Annotated in this window: 21 protein-coding genes and 1 pseudogene; 10 read left to right on the top strand and 12 right to left on the bottom strand. The window is 69.7% G+C overall.

The genetic code is table 11. From position 1 onward, the window contains the following. Positions 1–32 precede the first annotated feature (32 nt). The 3 genes from leuS to holA are packed head-to-tail and all read left to right on the top strand — an operon-like array spanning position 33 to position 4,145. Positions 33–2,591, top strand: a complete 2,559-nt coding sequence (leuS, locus tag ASD59_RS11625; RefSeq protein ID WP_055831825.1) for a leucine--tRNA ligase — start codon at positions 33–35, stop codon at positions 2,589–2,591. Then, positions 2,591–3,082, top strand: a complete 492-nt coding sequence (gene lptE, locus ASD59_RS11620; RefSeq protein ID WP_055831823.1) for an LPS assembly lipoprotein LptE — start codon at positions 2,591–2,593, stop codon at positions 3,080–3,082. Before leuS ends, lptE begins: the two co-directional genes overlap by 1 nt. 10 nt (positions 3,083–3,092) lie before the next feature. Next, positions 3,093–4,145, top strand: coding sequence for a DNA polymerase III subunit delta (holA, locus tag ASD59_RS11615; RefSeq protein WP_055831822.1), 1,053 nt, complete (start codon positions 3,093–3,095; stop codon positions 4,143–4,145). 168 nt (positions 4,146–4,313) lie between these two features. Here holA and ASD59_RS11610 read toward each other — a convergent pair whose 3' ends face one another. The 11 genes and pseudogenes from ASD59_RS11610 to hemE all read right to left on the bottom strand — a co-directional run bounded on the left by ASD59_RS11610 (position 4,314) and on the right by hemE (position 14,836). Beyond that, entirely contained in the window at positions 4,314–4,499 is a 186-nt protein-coding gene (locus tag ASD59_RS11610) for a hypothetical protein (protein ID WP_055831819.1), read from the bottom strand. A 25-nt stretch (positions 4,500–4,524) separates the two neighbouring features. Next, entirely contained in the window at positions 4,525–5,415 is an 891-nt protein-coding gene (locus ASD59_RS11605) for a ParB/RepB/Spo0J family partition protein (protein ID WP_055831818.1), read from the bottom strand. Between the two features lie 22 nt (positions 5,416–5,437). Next, on the bottom strand, positions 5,438–6,250 hold the full coding sequence (locus ASD59_RS11600; RefSeq protein ID WP_055831815.1) for a ParA family protein: 813 nt from the start codon (positions 6,248–6,250) through the stop codon (positions 5,438–5,440). Next, positions 6,234–6,854, bottom strand: coding sequence for a 16S rRNA (guanine(527)-N(7))-methyltransferase RsmG (gene rsmG / locus ASD59_RS11595; protein WP_055831813.1), 621 nt, complete (start codon positions 6,852–6,854; stop codon positions 6,234–6,236). Before rsmG ends, ASD59_RS11600 begins: the two co-directional genes overlap by 17 nt. 121 nt (positions 6,855–6,975) lie before the next feature. After that, positions 6,976–8,832, bottom strand: a complete 1,857-nt coding sequence (gene mnmG / locus ASD59_RS11590) for a tRNA uridine-5-carboxymethylaminomethyl(34) synthesis enzyme MnmG (protein WP_235561812.1) — start codon at positions 8,830–8,832, stop codon at positions 6,976–6,978. A 69-nt stretch (positions 8,833–8,901) separates the two neighbouring features. Further along, a complete protein-coding gene (mnmE, locus tag ASD59_RS11585; RefSeq protein WP_055831810.1) occupies positions 8,902–10,209 on the bottom strand; it encodes a tRNA uridine-5-carboxymethylaminomethyl(34) synthesis GTPase MnmE in 1,308 nt (435 codons plus the stop codon). A 136-nt stretch (positions 10,210–10,345) separates the two neighbouring features. Then, positions 10,346–10,585, bottom strand: coding sequence for a DUF6489 family protein (locus ASD59_RS11580; protein ID WP_055831809.1), 240 nt, complete (start codon positions 10,583–10,585; stop codon positions 10,346–10,348). Between the two features lie 40 nt (positions 10,586–10,625). Continuing rightward, positions 10,626–11,927: pseudogene (rho, locus tag ASD59_RS11575) on the bottom strand (transcription termination factor Rho); the annotation flags it as partial. Between the two features lie 322 nt (positions 11,928–12,249). Then, complete coding sequence (locus tag ASD59_RS11570) at positions 12,250–12,732, bottom strand: CopD family protein (protein WP_055831989.1); 483 nt, start codon at positions 12,730–12,732, stop codon at positions 12,250–12,252. After that, positions 12,732–13,793 carry a ferrochelatase gene (gene hemH / locus ASD59_RS11565; protein WP_055831807.1) on the bottom strand — a complete coding sequence of 354 codons (1,062 nt, stop codon included), beginning with the start codon at positions 13,791–13,793 and terminating at the stop codon, positions 12,732–12,734. The genes ASD59_RS11570 and hemH overlap by 1 nt, the downstream gene beginning before the upstream one ends. Continuing rightward, positions 13,790–14,836, bottom strand: coding sequence for a uroporphyrinogen decarboxylase (gene hemE, locus ASD59_RS11560; RefSeq protein ID WP_055831806.1), 1,047 nt, complete (start codon positions 14,834–14,836; stop codon positions 13,790–13,792). Before hemE ends, hemH begins: the two co-directional genes overlap by 4 nt. Positions 14,837–15,320: 484 nt before the next feature. Here hemE and ASD59_RS11555 point away from each other — a divergent pair, with 484 nt between their 5' ends. From ASD59_RS11555 to dnaQ, 5 genes are read left to right on the top strand one after another with little or no spacing between them, the layout of a single operon-like run. Further along, on the top strand, positions 15,321–16,205 hold the full coding sequence (locus tag ASD59_RS11555; RefSeq protein ID WP_055831805.1) for a pyruvate, water dikinase regulatory protein: 885 nt from the start codon (positions 15,321–15,323) through the stop codon (positions 16,203–16,205). Beyond that, positions 16,199–16,798: a Maf family protein gene (locus ASD59_RS11550; protein ID WP_055831804.1), complete on the top strand. Its 600-nt coding sequence runs from the start codon at positions 16,199–16,201 to the stop codon at positions 16,796–16,798. The genes ASD59_RS11555 and ASD59_RS11550 overlap by 7 nt, the downstream gene beginning before the upstream one ends. Further along, on the top strand, positions 16,795–17,592 hold the full coding sequence (locus tag ASD59_RS11545) for a shikimate dehydrogenase family protein (RefSeq protein WP_055831803.1): 798 nt from the start codon (positions 16,795–16,797) through the stop codon (positions 17,590–17,592). Before ASD59_RS11550 ends, ASD59_RS11545 begins: the two co-directional genes overlap by 4 nt. After that, positions 17,589–18,230, top strand: coding sequence for a dephospho-CoA kinase (gene coaE / locus ASD59_RS11540; protein WP_055831801.1), 642 nt, complete (start codon positions 17,589–17,591; stop codon positions 18,228–18,230). Before ASD59_RS11545 ends, coaE begins: the two co-directional genes overlap by 4 nt. A 6-nt stretch (positions 18,231–18,236) precedes the next feature. Further along, positions 18,237–18,962, top strand: a complete 726-nt coding sequence (gene dnaQ / locus ASD59_RS11535) for a DNA polymerase III subunit epsilon (protein WP_055831799.1) — start codon at positions 18,237–18,239, stop codon at positions 18,960–18,962. 61 nt (positions 18,963–19,023) lie between these two features. On the opposite strand, the gene secB is transcribed toward dnaQ, so the two are convergent. Then, the gene (gene secB, locus ASD59_RS11530; protein ID WP_055831797.1) at positions 19,024–19,542 is read right to left on the bottom strand and encodes a protein-export chaperone SecB; all 519 of its coding nucleotides are present in this window, start codon (positions 19,540–19,542) and stop codon (positions 19,024–19,026) included. A 196-nt stretch (positions 19,543–19,738) separates the two neighbouring features. On the opposite strand from secB, the gene timA reads away from it, so the two are divergent. Both timA and ASD59_RS11520 read left to right on the top strand, forming a co-directional pair. Further along, positions 19,739–20,380 (top strand): TIM44-related membrane protein TimA, encoded by a 642-nt coding sequence (gene timA / locus ASD59_RS11525; protein WP_156377020.1) that lies wholly within the window; start codon positions 19,739–19,741, stop codon positions 20,378–20,380. Continuing rightward, the gene (locus tag ASD59_RS11520) at positions 20,377–21,501 is read left to right on the top strand and encodes an MltA domain-containing protein (protein WP_055831796.1); all 1,125 of its coding nucleotides are present in this window, start codon (positions 20,377–20,379) and stop codon (positions 21,499–21,501) included. The genes timA and ASD59_RS11520 overlap by 4 nt, the downstream gene beginning before the upstream one ends. Positions 21,502–21,659 lie beyond the last annotated feature (158 nt).

Raw genomic sequence — 21,659 nt, 5'->3', positions numbered from 1 at the left:
CGGCCTTCAGGAGCGACGCCTGAAGGATTCCCGTGGCCCGATACGAGCCCAAGACCGCCGAACCCCGCCAGCAGGCCCGCTGGGCGGCCGCCGACGCCTTCCGCACGCCCACGGAAAGCACGGGCAAGCCCAAATACTATGTGCTGGAGATGTTCCCCTATCCGTCGGGGGCCATCCACATGGGCCACGCCCGCAACTACGTCATGGGCGACGTCGTGGCGCGCTCGAAGCGGGCGCAGGGGTTCGACGTCCTGCACCCGATGGGCTGGGACGCCTTCGGCCTGCCCGCCGAGAACGCGGCCATCGAACGCGGCGTCCATCCCGGCGACTGGACCTGGTCCAACATCGCGGCCATGCGCGACCAGCTGAAGCTGCTGGGCCTGTCGCTGGACTGGTCCAGAGAGTTCGCCACCTGCGACCCGGCCTATTACGGCAAGCAGCAGGCCTGGTTCCTGGAGTTGTTCAAGCGCGGCCTGGTCTATCGCAAGGACTCGGTGGTCAACTGGGACCCCGTCGACAACACCGTCCTGGCCAATGAGCAGGTCGTCGACGGCCGCGGCTGGCGCTCGGGCGCGATTGTCGAGAAGCGCAAGCTGAACCAGTGGTTCCTGCGCATCACCGACTACGCCGACGACCTGATCGAGGGGCTCAAGGAACTGGAAGGCCGCTGGCCCGACAAGGTCCGGCTGATGCAGGAGAACTGGATCGGCCGGTCGAAGGGCCTGCAGATGACATGGAAATGGGCCGGCGACGCGCCCGCCGCCGCGCCCGACGGTCTGGAGATCTACACCACCCGCCCCGACACCCTGTTCGGCGCCAGCTTCATGGGCGTGGCCCCCGACCACCCGATCGCCCGCGAGATCGCCGAAACCGATCCGGCAGCCGCCGCCTTCATCGCCGAATGCCGAAAGGGCGGCTCGACCCAGGCCGAGATCGAACAGGCCGAGAAGATCGGCTTCGACACTGGCCTGAAGGTGCTCCATCCGTTCGACGGCCGCGAGGTCTCGGTCTGGATCGCCAACTTCATCCTGTCGGAATACGGCACCGGCGCTATCTTCGGCTGCCCGGCCCACGACCAGCGCGACCTCGACTTCGCCCGCAAATATTCCCTGCCCGTGATCCCGGTCGTGAGGCCCGACGGGACGGGCGATGATTTCGCTGTCGCTACAGAGGCTTATGTCGGGCCGGGTCGCCTGTTCCAGTCCGATTTCATGGACGGAATGGAGATCGAAGCGGCCAAGGCCGCGGCCATCGCCCGCGTCGAGGCGGCGGGTCAGGGCCAGGGCGCGACCATCTATCGCCTGCGCGACTGGGGCGTCAGCCGCCAGCGATACTGGGGATGTCCCATCCCCGTGATCCACTGCGCCAAATGCGGCCCGGTGGGCGTGCCGACCGACCAGCTGCCGGTCGAACTGCCGAAGGACGTGACCTTCGACACGCCCGGCAATCCGCTGGACCGGCACCCGACATGGAAGCATGTCCCCTGCCCGACCTGTGGCGGCGAGGCGGTGCGCGAGACGGACACGCTCGACACCTTCGTCGACTCCAGCTGGTATTTCGCCCGCTTCACCGACCCGACCGCCGCCGAGCCGATCTCGAAGGCGGCCGCCGACAAATGGCTGCCGGTCGACCAGTATATCGGCGGCGTCGAACACGCCGTCCTGCACCTGCTCTACGCCCGCTTCATCAGCCGCGCCCTCAGCGACGCCGGCCTGATGTCGGTGCGCGAGCCGTTCGCCGGCCTGTTCACCCAGGGCATGGTGGTGCACGAGACCTACCGCCGCGCCGACGGCGGCTGGGTCGAGCCCACCGATGTCGAACTGACCAATGACGCCGGCAAACGCTCGGCCCGCCAGCTGTCGACCGGCGAGACCCTGATCATCGGCGACATCGAGAAGATGTCGAAGTCTAAGAAGAACGTTGTCGCCCCGCAGGAGATCGTCGAGGGGTACGGCGTCGACGCCGGCCGCCTGTTCGTGCTCAGCGACAGTCCACCCGAACGCGACGTGCAATGGACCCCCGGCGGGGTCGAGGGCGCCGGCCGGTTCGTCCAGCGCGTCTGGGCCGAGGTCGATGGCTTCGACGCCGCCGCCGCCGGCGAACCCGAGGCCGACGCGGCTCTGGTCCGCGAGACGCACAAGGCCATCAAGGCCGTGTCCGAAGGCGTCGCCGCCTTCCGCTTCAACTCGGCGATCGCCAAGCTGTACGGCTTCATCGCCACCATCCGCGACACGCCCAGGGCCGGCGGCGCGGCGCGGCGCGAGGCCCTGTCCGCCCTGACCCGGCTGATCGCCCCCTTCACCCCCCACCTGGCCGAGGAGTGCTGGACGCGCCTCGGCGAACGGGGGATGGTGCTGGACGCGCCCTGGCCGGCGTTCGATCCGGCCCTGGCGGCGGATGACGAAGTGGTCCTGCCGATCCAGGTCAACGGCAAGCGCCGCGGCGAAATCCGCGTCGCCCGCGGCCTGGAGCCGGCCGAGGTCGAGGCGATCGTCATGGCCGACGCCGATGTGCAGGCGCGACTGGAGGGTCAGACGGTGAGGAAGATCGTGGTGGTCAAGGATCGCATCGTCAATCTGGTGGTCGGCTGATGCTTCGCTCCCGACTGGCGTCTGTAATCGCGCTTGTCTCTCTTGTGGGACTATCCGGCTGCGGCTTCACGCCCCTGTACGGCGACGCGGGGGCGGGCTCGTCCCTGTCGCGGATCGCCGTGGCCACCCAGGACGACCGGCTCGGCTATCGCGTGCGCGAGCAGCTGCAGGACGCCCTGGGCCGCGACGGGTCGCGAGAGCCCCTGTGGCGGCTGCAGACCACGCTTGAGCAGTCGCGTCAGTCGTTGGGACGCCGGATCGACGACACGGCCACCCGCTATGAATTGACCGTGCGCGGGGCCTGGACCCTGACCCCCGTGGGCGGCGGCGAACCGATCGCCGGCGTCGAGACCGTCACCACCACCTACGCCGCCGCCGACCAGCCCTATGCCGCCATCGCCGCCCAGCAGGACGGCGAGGAACGCGCCGCCGCCGAACTGGCGCGCCTGATCCGGCTGGACATCCTGCGGGCGCTGTCGGCGCGGCCTTGAGGGTCGCCGCATGATCCTGACCAAACGGCCGGAGGTCGACCGCTTTCTGTCCGCGCCCGACCGCGGCGTCCGCGCCGCCGTCATCCATGGCAAGGACCGCTCGGGCGTCGGTGAACGCGCCGAAATCCTGTGCAGGGCGATCACCCCCGACCTGAACGACCCCTTCAACGTGACCGTCCTGACCGACAGCGACATCGACGGCGACGAGGCGCGTCTGGAGGAGGCCCTGACCGCGCTCAGCATGATCGGCGGCCGCCGTCTGGTTCGGGTGAGGCTGGGGTCCGAGAAGGCCTCGATCGACAAGATGCTGGCCGCGGCGCTCAAGCGCCATGCCGAGGGCGCCTACAATCCTGACGCCATGCTGGTGATCGAGGCCGGGGCCCTGGGCCGGGATTCCGCCTTGCGCAAGGCCGCCGAGGGGGCGTCCGGCGCCGTCGGCATCGCCTGTTATGAGGATGAGACGGGCGATGTGGCCCGGATGACGCGCGAGGCCCTGGCGGCGGACAAGGTCGGCCTGACCGGCGACGCCCTGGACCGGTTCGTCAGCCGCCTGCCCCGCGAACGCGGTCTGATGCGGCAGGAGATCGAGCGTCTCGCCCTCTATATCGGCCCCGGCTCGGGCAAGACCATCGACGTGGCCGAACTGGAGCAGCACCTGGGGGTCGAGGCCGACGCCTCCCTTCAGGACGCCGCGCTGCAGGCCTTCGGCGGCCGCCCGGCCCCGGCCCAGTCCGGCCTGCGGCGCGCCCTGGCCGAGGGGGAATCGCCTGTCATGGCGGTGAGACAGGCCTCGATCCACCTGGGCCGCCTGCGCCGCATCAATGTGCTTCAGGCCAATGGCGCCGGAGCCAAGGAGGCGGCCAAGGCGGCGGGGGTGTTCTGGAAACAGGAGGCCGAGATGCTGCGTCAGGCGCGCAGCTGGCGGCTGGAGGATCTCGACAGGGTGCTGGACAGCATCAACACGGCCGACGTGGCGACCAAGACCACCGGTTCGCCCGACCAGCTGATCGCCGAACGGCTGCTGCTGGAAATCTCCGCCCGGGCGCGGCGACTCGGGCTTTAAAACCGCCCGAAAACGCCGAGGAATTCAGCGACGGATTCGCGAGGAATTCGACCACGGATCGGAAGAAACGGGAGACAGGGGATACAGACGGTCGAGACCGGCGTCGCCCCCCCTCCGTCACGGCGCGAAGCCGCGCCACCTCCCCACGCGTGGGGAGGAGACCGGCCATCACCCCCGCTTCGACGCCTTGCGGAAGGCGGGCTTGGCCAGGGCGGCGCTGCGGGCCTGCTGGGCCTTTTCCTCGGCGCGGGCCGAGCCGTGGAGGCCGCCGTGGGACGGTCCCCCGCCCGCCTTCTTGGCGGCGAGGGCGCGCTTCATGGCTTCGGCGGTCGGATTGCTCGGCTTGTCGGTCATGACCCCAGCCTAGCACAGGTTGCCGTCAGCCCCGCATCAGCCGGCGGCACAGGTCGTCCAGCTGTTCCAGCGAGCCGTAGCGGATGGTGATCTCGCCCCTGCCGCCCTTGTCCGCCAGCTGCACCTTCAGGCCGAGGGCGTCGGCCAGATCCTGCTCAAGCGCGGCGACATCGGCCGCGCCCTCGCCCGACGACGAGACCTTCGCCCGCGCCTTGTCGGGCTTCGGCCCTTCGGCGGCGCGCCGCGCCAGGGCCTCGGCCTGACGGACGTTCAGTCCCTCGTCGACGATCTGCTGGGCCAGGACGCCCGGGTTGGGGGCCGTGATCAGGGCGCGGGCGTGGCCGGCGCTCATCTTGCCGTGCCGTACGAACCAGAGAACCTCTTCCGGCAACTGGAGCAGACGCAGGGTGTTGGCCACATGGCTGCGGCTCTTGCCCACCACGCCGGCGACGGCGTCCTGGGTGCGGCCGAACCGCTCCATCAGCATGCGATAGGCGTCCGCCTCCTCCAGCGGGTTCAGGTCGCTGCGCTGGACGTTCTCGATGATCGCCACCTCGAACACCTCGACATCGTCCATCTCGCGGACGACGACCGGCACTTCGGTCAGACGCGCCAGCTGGGCAGCGCGCCAGCGGCGTTCGCCGGCGATGATCTGCCAGACCCCGTCATGGCCCGGCTGCGACCGCACCAGGATCGGCTGCAGCACCCCCTTGTCGCGGATCGACGCCGACAGCTCGGCCAGATCCTCGTTGTTGAACAGCTTGCGGGGCTGTTCCGGGTTGGGCTTGAGGCTCTCGATCGGGGCCATGCGCACGCCGGCGGGCGCGGGCGCGCCGTCGATCGGGGCGCTCTCGGCCACCTGTTCACCCAGAAGGGCGGAAAGACCCCGCCCCAGACCGCGCTGACGTTCGCTCAAGACACTGATTCCATTCTTCTAATCACGCGGCCTGAAGCCGACGGGATTTCTCGCGCGCCACCACCTCGCGGGCGAGGCGCAGATAGGCCTGGCTGCCAGCGCATTTCAGGTCGTAGATCAGGGCCGGCTTGCCGAACGACGGCGCCTCGGCCACCCGCACATTCCGCGGAATGACCGATTCATAGACCTTGTCGCCGAAGTGGTTCCGCACGTCGTTGGCGACCTGTCCCGACAGGGCGCTGCGCCGGTCGAACATGGTCAGGACCAGCCCCTGGATCTCCAGTGTCGGGTTCAGACTCTGGCGGACCATCTCGATGGTCTTCATCAGCTGGGTCAGCCCCTCGAGGGCGAAGAATTCGCACTGCAGCGGCACCAGCACGGCGTCGGCCGCGGCCATGGCGTTGAGGGTCAGCAGGTTCAGCGACGGCGGGCAGTCGATCAGCACATAGTCATACCGGGTCTGGCCGTCCGCCCCCTGCCCGGCGAGCGCATCGCGCAGGCGGAACGAGCGACGGTCGGCCTGGCTCAGTTCGATCTCCACGCCCGACATGTCGGCGTCGGCGGGGATGATATGCAGACCCGGGACCGACGTCTGGACGGCGGAATCGTCGACAGAGCGCCCATCGACGATCACGTCATAGATCGTCACCCGCCGTGTTTCACGTGGAACACCCAGACCCGTGGAGGCATTGCCTTGCGGATCCATGTCGACGATCAGCACCTTCTCGCCGATCGCGGCCAGGGCGGTGCCCAGATTGATCGCCGTGGTGGTCTTGCCGACGCCGCCCTTCTGGTTCGAAACGGCGAGGACGCGGGTCTTACCGGTGGGGGACACGGCGGAGGCTCCGGACGGAAACGATACGGCCGCGCGGATCGCTGCGCGAGACGGAGAGGTCGCTATCGAACTGCCAGACCTTGCGGGCGTCGATCAACTCAGCCTCGGCCTTTTCCCCCTTGAGAAACAGCCCCTGTGCGCCCCGCTGTAGATAAGGCTGTGCATAGCCGAGAAGCTTCTCCATCGGAGCGACGGCGCGGGCGGTGACGACGTCGACCTTGACCCTCTGCTCCTCGGCCCGGCCGTTGATGACCGTGGCCCGCAGGGACAAGGTCTCAACCACCTCCTGCAGGAAGCGGCAGCGCTTGCCCAGACTGTCGATCAGCCAGACATGGCTGTCGGACCGGTCCTTCAGCAGGATGGCGAGCACCAAGCCGGGGAAGCCGGCGCCGGCGCCGAGATCGGCCCAGGTTTTTGCGGTGGGCTTCATCTCCAGCAGCTGGGCCGAATCCCAGATGTGGCGGTTCCAGACGTCGGGCAGGCTGTCGGGCCCGACGAGGTTCATCACCGCATTGGCCTCGGTCAGGCGGGCGATGAAGGTCTCGAGGTCGGCCATCTGCGCGGGGGTCGCGTCGGTCTGGATCTGGAATTCTTCGGGAGTCATCGACGGGTCTCCTCCCCATGAAATGGGGAGGCGCCGCGCCGCGCGGCGGCATGACGGATGGGTCCCCTCCACCCCTTCGGGGTCCCCCTCCCCATGGCATGGGGAGGAGACGGGCGTTGGATCATGCCGCCACCCGCGTCCGTTTGACGTGGGACAGAAGCGCGGTCAGCGCCCCGGGGGTCATGCCCTCGATGCGGCCGGCCTGACCGAGGGTGCGGGGCTGGACCAGGGTCAGCTTCTCGCGGACCTCGTTCGAGAGACTGCCGACGGCGGCGTAGTCGAGGTCGACCGGGAGGGCCAGGGCCCCCTCGCGCCGCAAGGCCTCGGCGTCCGAGGCCTGACGATCGAGATAACCGGCGTAGCCCGCGTCGATCTCGATCTGCTGGCGGACCTGATTCGACCAGCCCGCGATCTCCGGACGGGTCGAGGCGAAGGTCTCCAGGGTCACACCGGGGAAGGCCAGAAGGTCGCGGATCGAACGGCGCTGGCCATCGGCGTTTACGTGAATCCCGAGCGCCGCAGCCTCCTTGGGCGTGAACACCGTTTCACGTGAAACAGCCGCCGCCTCGGCCAGCTGGGCGGACTTGGCCCGGAAAGCCTCGCCACGACGGGAAGAGACGATGCCCGCCTCCATCGCCAGGGGGGTCAACCGTTGATCGGCGTTGTCGGCCCGCAGCGTCAGCCGGTATTCGGCCCGGCTGGTGAACATCCGGTAGGGCTCGGTCACGCCACGTGTGACCAGATCGTCGATCATGACGCCGATATAGGCCTGGTCCCGGCCGAGAACGATCGGGTCCGAGCCGGCGGCGGCGCGGGCGGCGTTCAGCCCGGCGATCAGACCTTGCGCCCCCGCCTCCTCATAGCCCGTGGTGCCGTTGATCTGGCCAGCCAGATACAGGCCGGGACGCTTCTTGACCTCCAGCGCCGGGGTCAGCTCGCGCGGGTCGACGTAGTCGTATTCGATGGCGTAGCCGAAGCGGAACACCTCGACCGCCTCGAGGCCCGGGATGGTTCGCAGGAAGGCGGCCTGGGTCGTGTCGGACACCGAGGTCGAAATGCCGTTGGGGTAGACGGTCGGGTCATCCAGGCCCTCGGGCTCGAGGAAGATCTGGTGCGAGGTCTTGTCGGCGAACCGGACCACCTTGTCCTCGATCGAGGGACAGTAGCGCGGGCCCCGGCCGGACAGGTGGCCCCCATAGACGGCGCTGTCGCCCAGGTTGTCGGCGATGATCCGGTGCGTCTCGGCCGTGGTGTGGGTCACCCCGCAGGCGATCTGGGGCGTGGTGATCCGGTCGGTCAGGAAGCTGAACGGCACGGGCTCGGCGTCGGCCGACTGCATTTCCAGCCGGTCCCAGGCGATGGTGCGGCCGTCCAGACGGGCGGGCGTGCCGGTCTTGAGCCGGCCCATCTGCAGGCCGGCGCCATAGAGATCGGCGGCCAGGCCGGTCGAGGGCGCCTCGCCGTGGCGGCCGGCGGGAATGCGCTGGTCGCCCTTGTGGATGACGCCGTTCAGGAAGGTGCCCGTGGTCAGGACCACGGCGCCGGCGTGGACCTCGGTCCCCTCGCCCGTCACCACGCCGACGACGCGGCCGCCGTCGAGGATCAGGCGCTCGGCCGTGCCGGCCATGAGGGTCAGGTTCGGCGTCTGCGCCAGCTCGGCCTGCATGGCCTCGCGGTACAGGCGGCGGTCGATCTGGCTGCGGGGGCCCTGGACCGCCGCGCCCTTGGAGCGGTTGAGCAGGCGGAACTGGATGCCCGAGACGTCGCCGAGACGACCCATGACGCCGTCCATGGCGTCGATCTCGCGGACCAGATGGCCCTTACCCAGTCCGCCAATGGCCGGGTTGCACGACATCTCGCCGATGGTCTCGAGCTTCTGGGTCAGAAGCACCGTCCTCGCGCCGGCGCGCGCCGACGCGGCCGCGGCCTCGCAGCCGGCGTGCCCGCCGCCGATGACGATGACATCAAAGGATTTCATGGCCGGGGACATAGGGGAAAAGCGCCCGAAACGCCACCGGGGCCGTTTGGCTGTTTCACGTGAAACACGTCACTTGCCGATGCAGAAGGTCGAGAAGACCTCGCCGAGAATGTCTTCGACGCCGATGGCGCCCGTGACCCGGCCGAGGGTTTCCGCCGCGCGGCGCAGGTCGTCGCCCGCCATCTCCGGCGCGCGGTCGAGCGCGCGGCGGGCCGCCTCGACGTCAGCGAGGGCCTCACCAAGGCGTCGGCGATGCCGTTCGCGGGTCACGGCCGGGAAGTCGGCGCCTGACAGGTCGCGGGCCAGGCGCGCGGCGATCCAGTCGTGCAGTTCTGCCATACCCTCGCCGGTCGTTGTGCTGACCACAAGGTCTTCCAGCCCCTCCACGGGATCGACCTGGCCGATGTCCGACTTGTTGCGGATCAGCAGGTCGCCGGGCCGGACATAGTCGGCGGCGACGCCCGGCGGATCGCCCGGGCCCCGGACCCACAGCCGCAGCTCAGCCGCCTCGGCCCGGGCCCGGGCCCGGCGGACGCCCTCGGCCTCCACGATATCACCCGACTCCCGCAGGCCCGCGGTGTCGGACAGGGTCACGGCGTAGCCGCCGATGATCAGATCGGCGTCCAGCACATCCCGGGTCGTGCCGGCGATGGGCGTGACGATGGCGGCCTCGCGCGCGACGAGGGCGTTGAACAGCGACGATTTCCCGGCGTTGGTCTCGCCGATCAGGACGATGCGGTAGCCCTCGCGCACCCGCTCCCCGCGTCGGGCGTCGGCCAGGGCGGCGCGCAGATCCTCGATCAGCTGGTCCAGAACAGGACCGGCGGTGCGGGCCAGATTGTCGGGGATGTCCTCGTCGGGGAAGTCGATCTCGGCCTCGACGAGCGCCATGGCCTTGAGCAGGTCGCGGCGGAAGCCCGTGTAGGTCCGCGACAGGGCGCCGTCCAGCTGGCCCAGAGCCTGCGAGGCCTGGGCCGTGGTTTCGGCGTCGATCAGGTCGGCGACGGCTTCGGCCTGGGCCAGATCCATACGGCCGTTCTCGAAGGCCCGGCGGGTGAACTCGCCCGGTTCGGCCGGGCGCAGGCCGAGCGCGATCAGGGCCTGGCTGGCCGCCTCGACCACCGCCCGGCCGCCGTGGAGGTGGAGTTCGGCGCAGTCCTCGCCGGTGTAGCTGTTGGGCGCCAGGAACCGCAGGACCAGGGCCTGGTCGATGGGCCGGCCGGCGTGAGTCAGGGCGCGTAGGGAGGCGAAGCGCGGCTTGAGGCCTCCGGCACCGAGGGCGATCAGGGCGGCGTCGGTCGCCGGACCGGAGAGGCGGACGATGGCGATGGCGCCTCGGCCCGGGGGGGTGGCGAGGGCGAAGATGGTGTCGGTCATGTGTATCCTCCCCCTTTATGGGGGAGGGGAGCCACGAAGCGGTGGAGGGGGCTGGCCGCATCCGCCGGTGTCCGGGGTTTGCCCCCTCCGTCGCGCTGCGCGCGCCACCTCCCCCATAAAGGGGAAGGAGACGCTGTCACGGCTTGCTGGCTCCGCCGACCGCCGTCTCCATCAGCTTGCGGAACTGGTCCTGGGCCTGGAGGCCGAAGCTGGTCCAAGTCTTCATCAGTTCGTCGGGCTGCATGGCGTTCATGTTCTCGTCCATGCGCCGCTTCATCTCGGCGACCAGATGATCGTTCAGCGGCTCGACATTTGGCAGGCCGAGGAAGGCGCGCGCCTCGGCCGGTTCGCACTCGATCTCGATATTGACCTTCATGCCGCCGCTCCATGTTTCACGTGAAACAGCCGGGGCCGCATCAGGTGTTCATCGACTGGAAGAAGTCCGCATTGTTCTTGGACTGGCGCAGCTTGTCGATCAGGAATTCGATCGCGTCCTGCGGGCCCATGGGGTTGAGGATGCGGCGCAGGACATAGGTCTTGGCCAACTGGTCCTTGGGCGTGGTCAGCTCTTCCTTGCGGGTGCCGGACTTGAGCACGTCGATGGCGGGGAAGATGCGCTTGTCGGCGACCTTGCGGTCAAGCACGATCTCGGAGTTGCCGGTGCCCTTGAACTCTTCGAAGATCACCTCGTCCATCCGGCTGCCGGTGTCGATCAGGGCGGTGGCGATGATGGTCAGCGAGCCCCCCTGCTCCACGTTGCGCGCGGCGCCGAAGAACCGCTTCGGCCGCTGCAGGGCGTTGGCGTCGACGCCGCCGGTCAGGACCTTGCCCGAGGACGGGACGGTGGCGTTGTAGGCGCGGCCCAGACGGGTGATGGAGTCGAGCAGGATGACGACGTCCTTCTTGTGCTCGACCAGGCGTTTGGCCTTTTCGATCACCATTTCGGCGACGGCGACGTGGCGGGTGGCCGGCTCGTCGAAGGTCGAGGCGATGACCTCGCCCTTCACCGTGCGCTGCATGTCGGTGACCTCCTCGGGGCGCTCGTCGATCAGCAGCACCATCAGGGTCACCTCGGGGTGGTTGCGCTCGATCGACTTGGCGATGTTCTGCAGCATCACCGTCTTGCCGACGCGCGGCGGGGCGACGATCAGGCAGCGCTGGCCCTTGCCGAGCGGGGCGACGATGTCGATGACCCGGCCCGAGCGGTCCTTCAGCGTCGGGTCCTGGATTTCCATGTGCAGCCGCTCTTCGGGATAGAGCGGGGTCAGGTTGTCGAACAGGACCTTGGTCTTGACCGTTTCCGGGTCCTCGAAATTGATCGTGTCGACCTTGAGCAGGGCGAAGTAGCGCTCGCCCTCGCGCGGGCCGCGGACGGCGCCGTGGACGGTGTCGCCCGAGCGCAGGCCGAAGCGGCGGATCTGCGAGGGGGAGACATAAACATCGTCCGGACCCGGAAGATAATTTACGTCGGGGCTGCGCAGGAAACCGAAGCCGTCGGGCAGGATTTCCAGCGTCCCGGAGGCGATGATCTCGACCTCTTCGTCGGCCAGGGTCTTGAGGATGGCGAACAGCAGGTCCTGCTTGCGCAGGTTGCCGGCGTTCTCGATCTCGAGGCTCTCGGCGAAGGCGACCAGTTCCTCCGGCGTCTTGTCGTTGAGTTCCTGCAGGGTGATGCGGCCGTTGGGGACGATCGGTTCGCCGTCGTCCTCTTCCTCCCCGGACTCCTGATCGACCATGGGCAGGTCGGCGGCGGCGATTTCCGTCGTCGGCAGATCGCCGTCGAGGTTTTCGGCTTCAGGAGCGGTGGGATCGGTGTCGCGGACGTCGGTCATGGGAGGCTTCTTACACATGCGCAGCCGGGCGCTCGCGCAAGCGAGGCCGGGCGGGCTGACAATGTCTGGCCTCGCGGCCGGCAGGGAAACGACGGGGTCCGACGGGAGAGATCCGATCGGCGTCGCTGGGAGAGAGGGACCGCCCGGCGCTGCCAGGAACGGTTCGGGATGAGGGGAACCACGCGGGGGCCGTCAGGTCAAGCGGGACCTAGCCGAAGGTCCATTGGGTCGTGACCGAGAGCACCGCCACGATGGCGATCACGAAGGGGATTTCGTTGGTCATCCGCCAGAACCGGCCCGTGCGGGTCGAGGTCCCGGCTGCGATGCGCTTCAGTTCTTTCGACAGGAAGCCGTGCCAGCCGCTGAGGGCCAGGACGGCCAGCAGCTTTGTCGCCATCCACGGCTGGGCCAGGAAGCCCCAGCCCGCGCCGAAGCCATAGACGTGGATCAAGATCATCCAGACACCGAACACCCAGGCCAGGCTCATCGCGGGATTGATGATGATCTTCAGCAGCCGCCGCTGCCAGATCCGGAGCAGTGATTGCATCTCCGATCGCAGAGGTTCGGCCTTGTCCGCCTGTTCTGCGTCATAGGCGTAGAGCCGCGGCAGGAAGAGCATGCCGGCCATCCAGGCGATGACCGCGAGAATATGCAGACCCCGGACGATTTCGAATGTCGTGCCATCCAGCATCAGGCCGCCCTCCGCGCGCATTGGGCCGGGCACGCCTTCCAGGCCGCCCGGCATCCCGGACCGTGGGGCGCGACGCCCTCGCGCGACAAGGCCTCCAGGACCGCGTCGGCCAGGGTCCCGATGAAGGGAGCCGCCACTCCGACGGCCGGCGCGCGCAGATACGGCGCGACGCCCAGTTCATGGGCCAGTTCGGCGTATTCGATGTCGAGCTCGACCAGGGTCTCGATGTGTTCGGAGACGAAGGCGACAGGGGTCACGATCACGCCGACGCCATCGCGGGCGGCCTGCTGGATGGCCTCGGGGGTCGACGGGCCCAGCCACTTCATCGGCCCGACGCGGCTCTGGTAGCAGATGGTCCAGTCGGTCTCGCGTTCACCCAGACCGACCGCTTGCGCGATGGCGGCGCAGGTGGCCTCGATCTGCTCCTGATAGGGATCGCCCTTTTTCGCGATCAGACTCTCGGGAATGCCGTGGGCCGAGAAGAGGACGCGGACGGGCCGGCCACCCGCCTCCGAGAGCTTCGAACGCACAGCCCTGGCCTGGGCTTCAATCCATCCCGCGGCCCGCGGATAGCAGCAGATCGTGCGGCTCGCGCCCGGGCCCTCATAGACCGTGTTCCACAGCTTCAACGACGAGTCCGTCGTCGTGGTCGAGAACTGCGGATAAAGGGGCAGCAGGACGATCTCGTCCGGCGCGAAGGCGGTCACCTCGGCGGCCGTCTGTTCGCTCAGCGGCGACCAGTAGCGCATGGCGATGAAGGCGCGGACGTCGTCGTCCGGCAGCCGCGTCCTCAGCGTCTGTTCCAGCGCGGCCGACTGTTTGCGCGTCTCGGCCAGCAGGGGCGAGCCGCCGCCCATCAGGGCGTAGTTGGCCTGGGCGCCGGTCTCGCGTCGGCTGGAGATCAGGCCCGCCAGCCAGGTCCGGAACGGATCGGGCAGGCCGATGATGGCCGGGTCGCGGAACAGGTTGAACAGGAAAGGCCGCACCGAGGCCGGATCGTCAGGCCCGCCCAGATTGAACAGGACCACCGCGATCCGTCGTCCGGAGGCCGCTCCGGTCATTGTGCGCCGATCCGTTTCAGCACCTGTTCGACATGGGCGATCGGCACGTCGGGCAGGATGCCGTGGCCGAGGTTGAAGATCCACGGCCCCTGCCCCCAGGCCTCGAGCAGCTGGTCGACGCGGCGATCCAGCATCGGACCCCCGGCGCGCAGCAGCAGGGGATCGAGCGCGCCCTGGATCGGCTTGATCACCTGGACGCGGCGTCCGATCTCCAGCGGACAGGCGGTATCGAGCGCCACGCCCTGGACGTCGACCTCGGCCGCATAGCGTTCCGCCAGGGCCGCCGAGCCGCGCGGGAAGCCGATCAGGGGCACGGTGACGCCCAGTTCGCGCACCCGGCGAACCAGTTGCTGGTGAGGCCGCAGGACCAGGCTTTCGAACAGGTCTTCCGGCAGACCCTCGGCCCAGCTTTCGAAGATCTTGAGCACCTGGGCCCCGGCGTCGGCCTGCATCTTCAGATAATGGGCCGTGGCCTCGACCAGCACGTCCAGCAGGGCCGCGACCTTCTCCGGCTCGCTGTAGGCGTAGGTCCGGGCCTGGGCGCGTTCGCCCTTGCCGATGCTGCGGGCCTCGCCGTCCAGCATATAGGTGGCCACGGTCCAGGGCGCGCCGGCGAAGCCGATCAGGGCGCGCTCAGGCTCCAGTTGCGACCGCACGATCGACAGGGTCTGGCCGACCTGTTTCAGCGCCTCGCCAGCCCCGGATGTCAGGTCCCGCATGGCCTCGACGGGAGGCAGGGCGCCCAGCCGCGGCCCCTCTCCGGCCTCGAACCAGACCTCCTGGCCCAGCGCCCGGGGGATCAGCAGGATGTCGGCGAAGACGATGGCGGCGTCGAATCCGAACCGCCGCATCGGCTGCAACGTCGCCTCCGCGGCCTTCTCGGGATCCAGACAGAAGGAGATGAAGTCCGGGGTCGTCGCCCTGAGCGCCCGGTACTCCGGCAGGTAGCGCCCGGCCTGACGCATGAACCAGACCGGCGGACGCGACGGCGTCTCCCCGGCGAGAACCTTGAGAAGCAACGGTGTGGGGGGCGAGGTGATCATGTGATCCCGGTCCTACCGGCGGCCCGGTCCAGGCTCAAGCCCGGCCCGTGTCGCACCCTCCTTATCCTTCTCAGGAAAGATTCGAAGAATGGGAGGTAGAAGGCAGGGCGGGGGATGGCGGGGATAAGCTGGCGCATTTGGGCGCGGACGGACGGGTTTTCCGCAAACAGTCACAGACGGCGGACGGCCGTTCACCGGTCTGGTGACAGCGGGGATAAATCCTGACGAGGCCTCAAGGGCGGGGTTTCAGAGCCGGCGCCTTGTCGGCAGGCTGGGCGCCATTAAGGTCTTGTTAAGGATCTCCACAGGCGGACCGGCGACGGGTCGCGGCCGTGGGATGAACCGCCCCCGCGATGGATGTCCCGTCCACCCTTGTCCCCGCTCGCCGCCCTCGCCCGGTCCGGCTATAGGAAAAGGCTGACAGCCCCGGACCAACGGCGCCCCGCCCCGTCCACAGGAGTCTCGCACATATGGACAGCTGCCGATGACGCCGGGCGCAACGGGGACGGGCCGCACGACGGGCCCTTCGCGGCTGGCGACCTATTTCCACGTCCACCTGGTGTCGGATTCCACCGGCGAGACCCTGAACGCCATGGCCAAGGCCGTGGTGGCGCGCTTCGACGGGGTCATTCCGATCGAGCACATCTATGCCCTGGTGCGGAACGACAAGCAGATGGAGCGGGTGCTGGAGGAGATCGCCGCCTCGCCCGGCGTGGTTCTGCACACCCTGGTCGACCGCGAGCTGCGCGAACAGCTGGAGACGGGCTGCCGCAAGCTGGACATGCCCCAGATCGCGGCCCTGGATCCTCTGGTCGGGGCCCTGTCACGCTATCTGGGCGCGGCCCTGTCGACCCGCGTGGGAGCGCAGCACGCGCTGGACACCGACTATTTCAACCGCATTGCGGCGCTGGACTTCGCCATGGCCCATGACGACGGCCAGGGCACGACGGCCCAGCTGGAAAGCGCCGACGTGGTGTTGTGCGGAGTCAGCCGCACGTCAAAGACCCCGACCTGCATCTATCTGGCCCACCGCGGCATCCGCGCGGCCAATGTGCCGCTGGTGCCGGGCCAGGAGGACGGCGAGCGGCTGGTTGGGCTGAAGAACCCCCTGATCGTCGGCCTGACCGTGTCGCCGGACCGGCTGGTGCAGATCCGCAAGAACCGGCTGGACGGGCTGAACGCCACCCGGGCTTCCTCCTATGTGGACCACGACGCGGTGCGCGACGAGACGGTCAAGGCGAGGCGCGCTTTCGAGCGGCGCGGCTGGCCGGTCATCGACGTGACCCGCCGTTCGGTCGAGGAGACGGCGGCGGCGATCATCAACGTCCTGAACGAGCGCCGTACGCGTCGGCTGGGAGCGGCATGGTGAGCGGGGAACGTCTCATCCTCGCCTCGAAGAGCGCTGCCCGGCAGGCCATGCTGGAGGGCGCCGGCGTGCCGTTCGCGGTGCAGGTCGCCGACGTCGACGAGAACGCCGTCAAGGCGACGCACGATCCCGCCGATGCGGCGGGGCTGGCGGTCGAACTGGCGCGGGTGAAGGCGCTGGCGGTGTCGCGTCATGACGCCGACGCCTGGGTGCTGGGCGCGGACCAGACCCTGGCCTTCGACGGGGGGCTGGTGTCGAAAGCCGGGTCTCTGGAACACGCGCGGAGGCAGCTGGCGTCGATGCGGGGCCGGACGCATCAACTGCATTCGGGCGCGGCCCTGGCGCGGAACGGGCAGGTGGTCTGGGCCGGGGTCGATACGGTCGATCTGCGGATGCGCAATTTCTCGGACGCCTTTCTGGACGCCTATCTGAAGGCCGAGGGCGAGCGGTTGCTGGCCTGCGTCGGCTCCTATCGGCTGGAGGGGATGGGGTCGCAGCTGTTCGAGGCTGTGGAGGGCGACTATTTCACCGTCCTGGGCCTGCCGCTGTGGCCGGTGCTGGCGGAGCTGCGGCGGGCCGGAGTGCTGCGGTCATGACCGTGGTCGCCGGCGTCGCCGGCCAGCCGATCGCCCATTCGCTGAGCCCGGTCATACACGGAGCGTGGATCGAGGCGGCCGGGCTGGACGCGGTCTATCGCGCCTTCGGGCCGGCGAACGCCGAGGCCTTTGCGGAGCTGGTCGATCAGGGGCGGCGCGGCGCCCTGCGCGGCCTGAATGTGACGGCGCCGTTCAAGGCGCAGGCCCTGGGGCTGGCGGACGAGGCCGGTGAAACGGCGTTGGCCTGCGGCGCGGCCAATCTGCTGGTGTTCGAGGACGGCCGGATCCGGGCCGAGAGCACAGATGGCCTTGGCCTGATGGCGGCCCTGGCTGAACAGGCGCCTGGGCTCGACGTGCGAGGCCGGCCGGCCGTTGTGCTGGGCGCGGGCGGGGCGGGGCGCGCGGCGGCGGCGGCGCTGAAGGCGGCGGGAGCGGAAGTCGGAGTGCTGAACCGGACGGCCGAGCGGGCGCAGGCGCTGGCGGATCATCTGGGCGTGGCGGTGGTCGATGCGCGGGCGCTGGGCGAGGCGGCGCTGGTGGTCAATGCGCTGAGCGTGCCGCCGACGATCGATCCGGCGGCGCTGCCGGCCGACGCGGTGCTGATGGACATGACCTATCGCCCGGTGCTCACGCCGTTTCTGGCCGAGGGGCGGGCGCGGGGGCTGACGACGGTGGACGGGCTGGCCATGCTGATCGGTCAGGCGAGGCCGTCGTTCCGGGCCCTGTTCGGCGTTGAACCGCCGGATGTGGATGTCCGCGCCGTGGCGCTGGCGACCCTGGGAGAGGCCGAATGATCGTCCTGGGCCTGACCGGCTCCATCGGCATGGGCAAGTCGACGACGACGGCGATGTTCGCCGACGCCGGGGCCATGGTCTGGAACGCGGACGAGGCGGTGCACCGGCTCTACGCCAGGGGCGGTGCGGCGGTCGGTCCGGTGGGCGAGGCGTTTCCGGGGGTGGTCGCGGACGAGGCCGTGGACCGGACGCGTCTGGCCGAGGCGCTGGGGCGGGACGATCAGGCCTTCCGGCGGCTGGAGGCGATCGTTCATCCGCTGGTGTTGCAGGGTCGGATCGAGGATCTGGCGGCGGCCGAGGCGCGGGGCGTCAGGCTGGCGGTGCTGGACATTCCGCTGCTGTTCGAGACCGGCGGGGACGCCGACGTCGATGCGGTGGTGGTGGTCACGGCGCCGGCCGCGGTGCAGGCGGCGCGGGTTCTGGAGCGGCCCGGCATGACCCGCGAGCGGTTCGAGGCCATCCTGGCGCGGCAACTGCCCGACGCCGAGAAACGCCGCCGGGCCGACTTCGTCGTCGACACCGGCGAGGGGCTGGAGGCGGCGCGGGCCCGGGTGAAGGAAATCGTGGGGATGGTTCTGGCCGAGGGGTGGTCGCCGCCCCGGCGCGGTCTTCCGAAAGCGGACGAACCGCCCCATTAAGGGGGCATGTCCCGCGAAATCGTTCTCGACACCGAAACCACCGGCTTCGACCCGCGTACGGGCGACCGGATGATCGAGGTCGGCTGCATCGAGATCGAGGATCTGCTGCCGACGGGGCGGACCTTTCACCGGCTGATCCATCCCGAGCGGACGATCCCGGCCGATGCGATCCGGGTGCACGGGATCACCGACGATCATGTGAAGGACGCGCCGAAATTCGCCGAGATCGTCATCGATCTGTGCGACTTCATCGGCGACGCGCCGATCATCGCCCACAACGCCCAGTTCGACCGCAATTTCATCGACCACGAATTCGGCCGCTGCGGCCGGGCCCTGTTCCACGAGGACCGCTGGATCGACACGCTGAAGCTGGCCCAGACGCGGTTTCCGGGCATGGCCAATTCGCTGGACGCCCTGTGCAAGCGCTACAAGATCAGCCTGGTCGAGCGCAGCCTGCACGGCGCCTTGATCGACGCCCGGCTGCTGGCCGAGGTCTATCTGGAGCTGAAGGGCGGCAAGGAGCGCCGGCTGGACCTGTCGGCCTCGCGCGTCGTCAGCGCCGCGGCGGCGGCCCATGCGGCGGCGGGCTATCCGCCCCGGCCGCGTCCGCTGGAACCGCGCGGCGGCGAGGCGGAGCACGCGGCGCACGAGGCCTTCCTGCGGGCGACGCTGAAGGACTGGTCGCTGTGGAAGGGCTATGGCCTGGACATGGAAAAGGCGTCCGCCGCCTGACGGACGCCCCTTCATTTCTTGTGGCCTACCACTCGCCGCGCGGCGGCGAGCGGCTTGAGGCCTAGGCCTTGCCGGCTTCGGCCGGGCCGCGGGCGATGGACTGCTGGCGGGCGACGTAGATGCCGGCGAAGTCGATCGGGTCCAGCATGAAGGGCGGGTAGAAGCCGCCGTCCGAGGTGGCGCGGGCGATGATCTCGCGGGCGAACGGGAAGAGGTAGCGCGGGCATTCGATCAGCAGCAGCGGCTCGATGTCCTGCTCGGGCACGCCGTGCAGGGCGAACAGGCCGCCGTACAGCAGTTCGACGTTGAAGACGGTCATCGCCTCGGTGGTCGCCTTGATGGTCAGGCGCAGGTCGACCTCGAACAGGCCGTCGGGGCGGCCCTGGGCGTTCATCTCGACGCCCATGTCGATGGCGGGCTTGCCGTCGACGCGGAGGCTGTCGGGGGCCTTGGGGTTCTCGAACGACAGGTCCTTGACGTACTGGGCGACGATGCGGAAGCCGGGGCCCTGCGGCCCCTGGGCGGCGTTGTCGGCGGGCGCGGCCGTGTTGGCGTCGGCGGGAGGGGCGGCGTCGGTCATCGATCGGGTCTGTCTGAATAGGGTGAACGGCGCCCTTTGAGACGCCCCGGAAGGCGCGGCGACTAGCACGGGGCCGGGGGTGCGGCAACGACGCTCGCCCGACCTCAGCAGCGGTTCATGTTGCGCGACCCTATATCAGCCCCTAATCGTCAGTCGCCGCGCCCGCCGTTTCGCGGACGCCAGCCAGGGAACGCCAGTGCCGCCGGTCCAGATCCAGATCATCATCTTCGCCGTGATCGCCGCCATCGTCCTGTTCCAGCTGTACAATGTGCTGGGCAAGAAGGTCGGCCGTCAGCCGGAAGACGATGCGCGATCCAAGCCGGCCGTCCTCGCGCCGGCGGGCGCCCGGCCGGAGCAAGCCGCCGGCCGTCCGGGCATCCTCGACGCCGTCACCCTGGCCTCGATCGCCAGCCTGAAGGCGCGCGATCCGAATTTCGACCCCGTCCGCTTCCTCGAAGGCGCCCGCCAGGCCCATGAGACCATCGTGCGGGCCTATGCCGCCGGCGACCGCGAGACGCTGAAGCCGCTGCTGACCCCGGCGGTGATGGACTCCTTCGAGGCCGGCATCGCCGCCCGCGAGAGCCGGGGCGAGACCGAGATCGCCGAATTCCTGCATCCGGCCCGCGCCGACCTGGAACAGGCCTCGGCCGAGGAGAACCGGGCCACGGCCAAGGTCCGCTTCCTGGCCGAGCTGCGCAATACGGTGACCTCGGCGGACGCCGCCGCCGAACCACAGATCGAGGAACGCCGCGTCGCCGAACTGTGGACCTTCGAACGGACCCTCGGCGCCAGCGATCCCAACTGGGTCCTGGCCCGCACCGAGCCCGCCGCCGCATGATCGCGGGCGGCGCGCGGCGACGCCTGGGCGCCGCCCTCGCGGCCGTGTTTCTGGTCGCCGGCTGCGCCTCCGCCCCGCCGCCGGCTCCGCCAGCGCCTGTTCCCGCCCCGTCGCCCGCGCCCGTCGAGGCCGCGGGCGTCTCGCCGACGACCCTGCCCGGGTGGGCGAACGAGAACCATCTGGCGGCGCTGAACGCCTATGCCGCCGGCTGCGGCGCGGCCCGCGACCCGGCGGGAGCCGCCGCCTGCCGCCAGGGCCGCGCGCTGCGGGACGGGGGCGCCACGGCCCGGGCCGCGCGCGATTTCTTCGAGACCCGGTTCACCGTCGTCGCCTCGGAGGGCGAGGGCCGGCTGACCGCCTATTTCGCACCCGAATACGCCGCCCGGCGGACGCCGCAGGGGCCGTTCGACACGCCGGTGGTGGCCCGGCCGGCCGATCTGGTCGTCGACCCGGCCGACCCGTCGCGGGTCCTGCAGCGCCGGGCCGACGGCTCGACCGGCCCCTACCCCGACCGGGCCGCGATCGAGGCGGCGCCCCCTGGCGCGGTTCTGGCCTGGATGAAGGCCGAGGAGCTGTTCTTCATGCAGCTGCAGGGGTCGGGCTATCTGACGTTCGAGGACGGGGGCCGGGGCCGCGCCGCCTACGCCGCCAACAACGGCCGGCCCTTCGTGGCCATCGCCAACCGCATGGTCGAACAGGGGCTGTTGCCCGCCGGCGGAGCCTCGGGCGAGGCGATCCGCGCCTGGCTGGCGGCCCACCGGGGTCCCGAGGCGGACGCGGTCACCGCGCTGAATCCCCGCTATGTCTTCTTCGCCATGCAGCCCGACGACGGCGGCGATCCGGCGGGGGCGGCGGGCGTCCCCCTGCCGGCGCGGCGCGCCATCGCGGTGGACCCGGCCAGCTGGCGCTATGGCGACCTGGTGTGGATCGACGCCGAGGGCGGCGGACTGGTCGGGGCGCGCGACAGCTATCGCGGCCTGATGATGGCGCTCGACACCGGCAGCGCCATCCGCGGCCCGGTCCGCGCCGACTTCTACATGGGCCGCGGCGCGGCGGCCGGCGAGGAGGCCGGGACGGTGAGGCATCCGCTGAGGATGTGGCGTCTGGTTCCGAGGCCGTAGGGCGTTCAATTTTCAAAGACCGGGACTGCGTTCTCCCTTCCCCGAAGTGGGAGGGTGGTGGCGCAGCGACCGGGTGGGGAATGGCGGACGCACCCCACCCTGTCGTCGCTTCGCGCCGACATCCCTCCCCATGAAGGGGAGGGAGAAGCAGGCGTGCG

The organism is Brevundimonas sp. Root608 (assembly GCF_001427825.1).
GTDB lineage: Bacteria > Pseudomonadota > Alphaproteobacteria > Caulobacterales > Caulobacteraceae > Brevundimonas.
The sequence above is the reverse complement of the archived record's forward strand: the minus strand, read 5'-3'. Positions and strand labels throughout refer to the sequence as shown.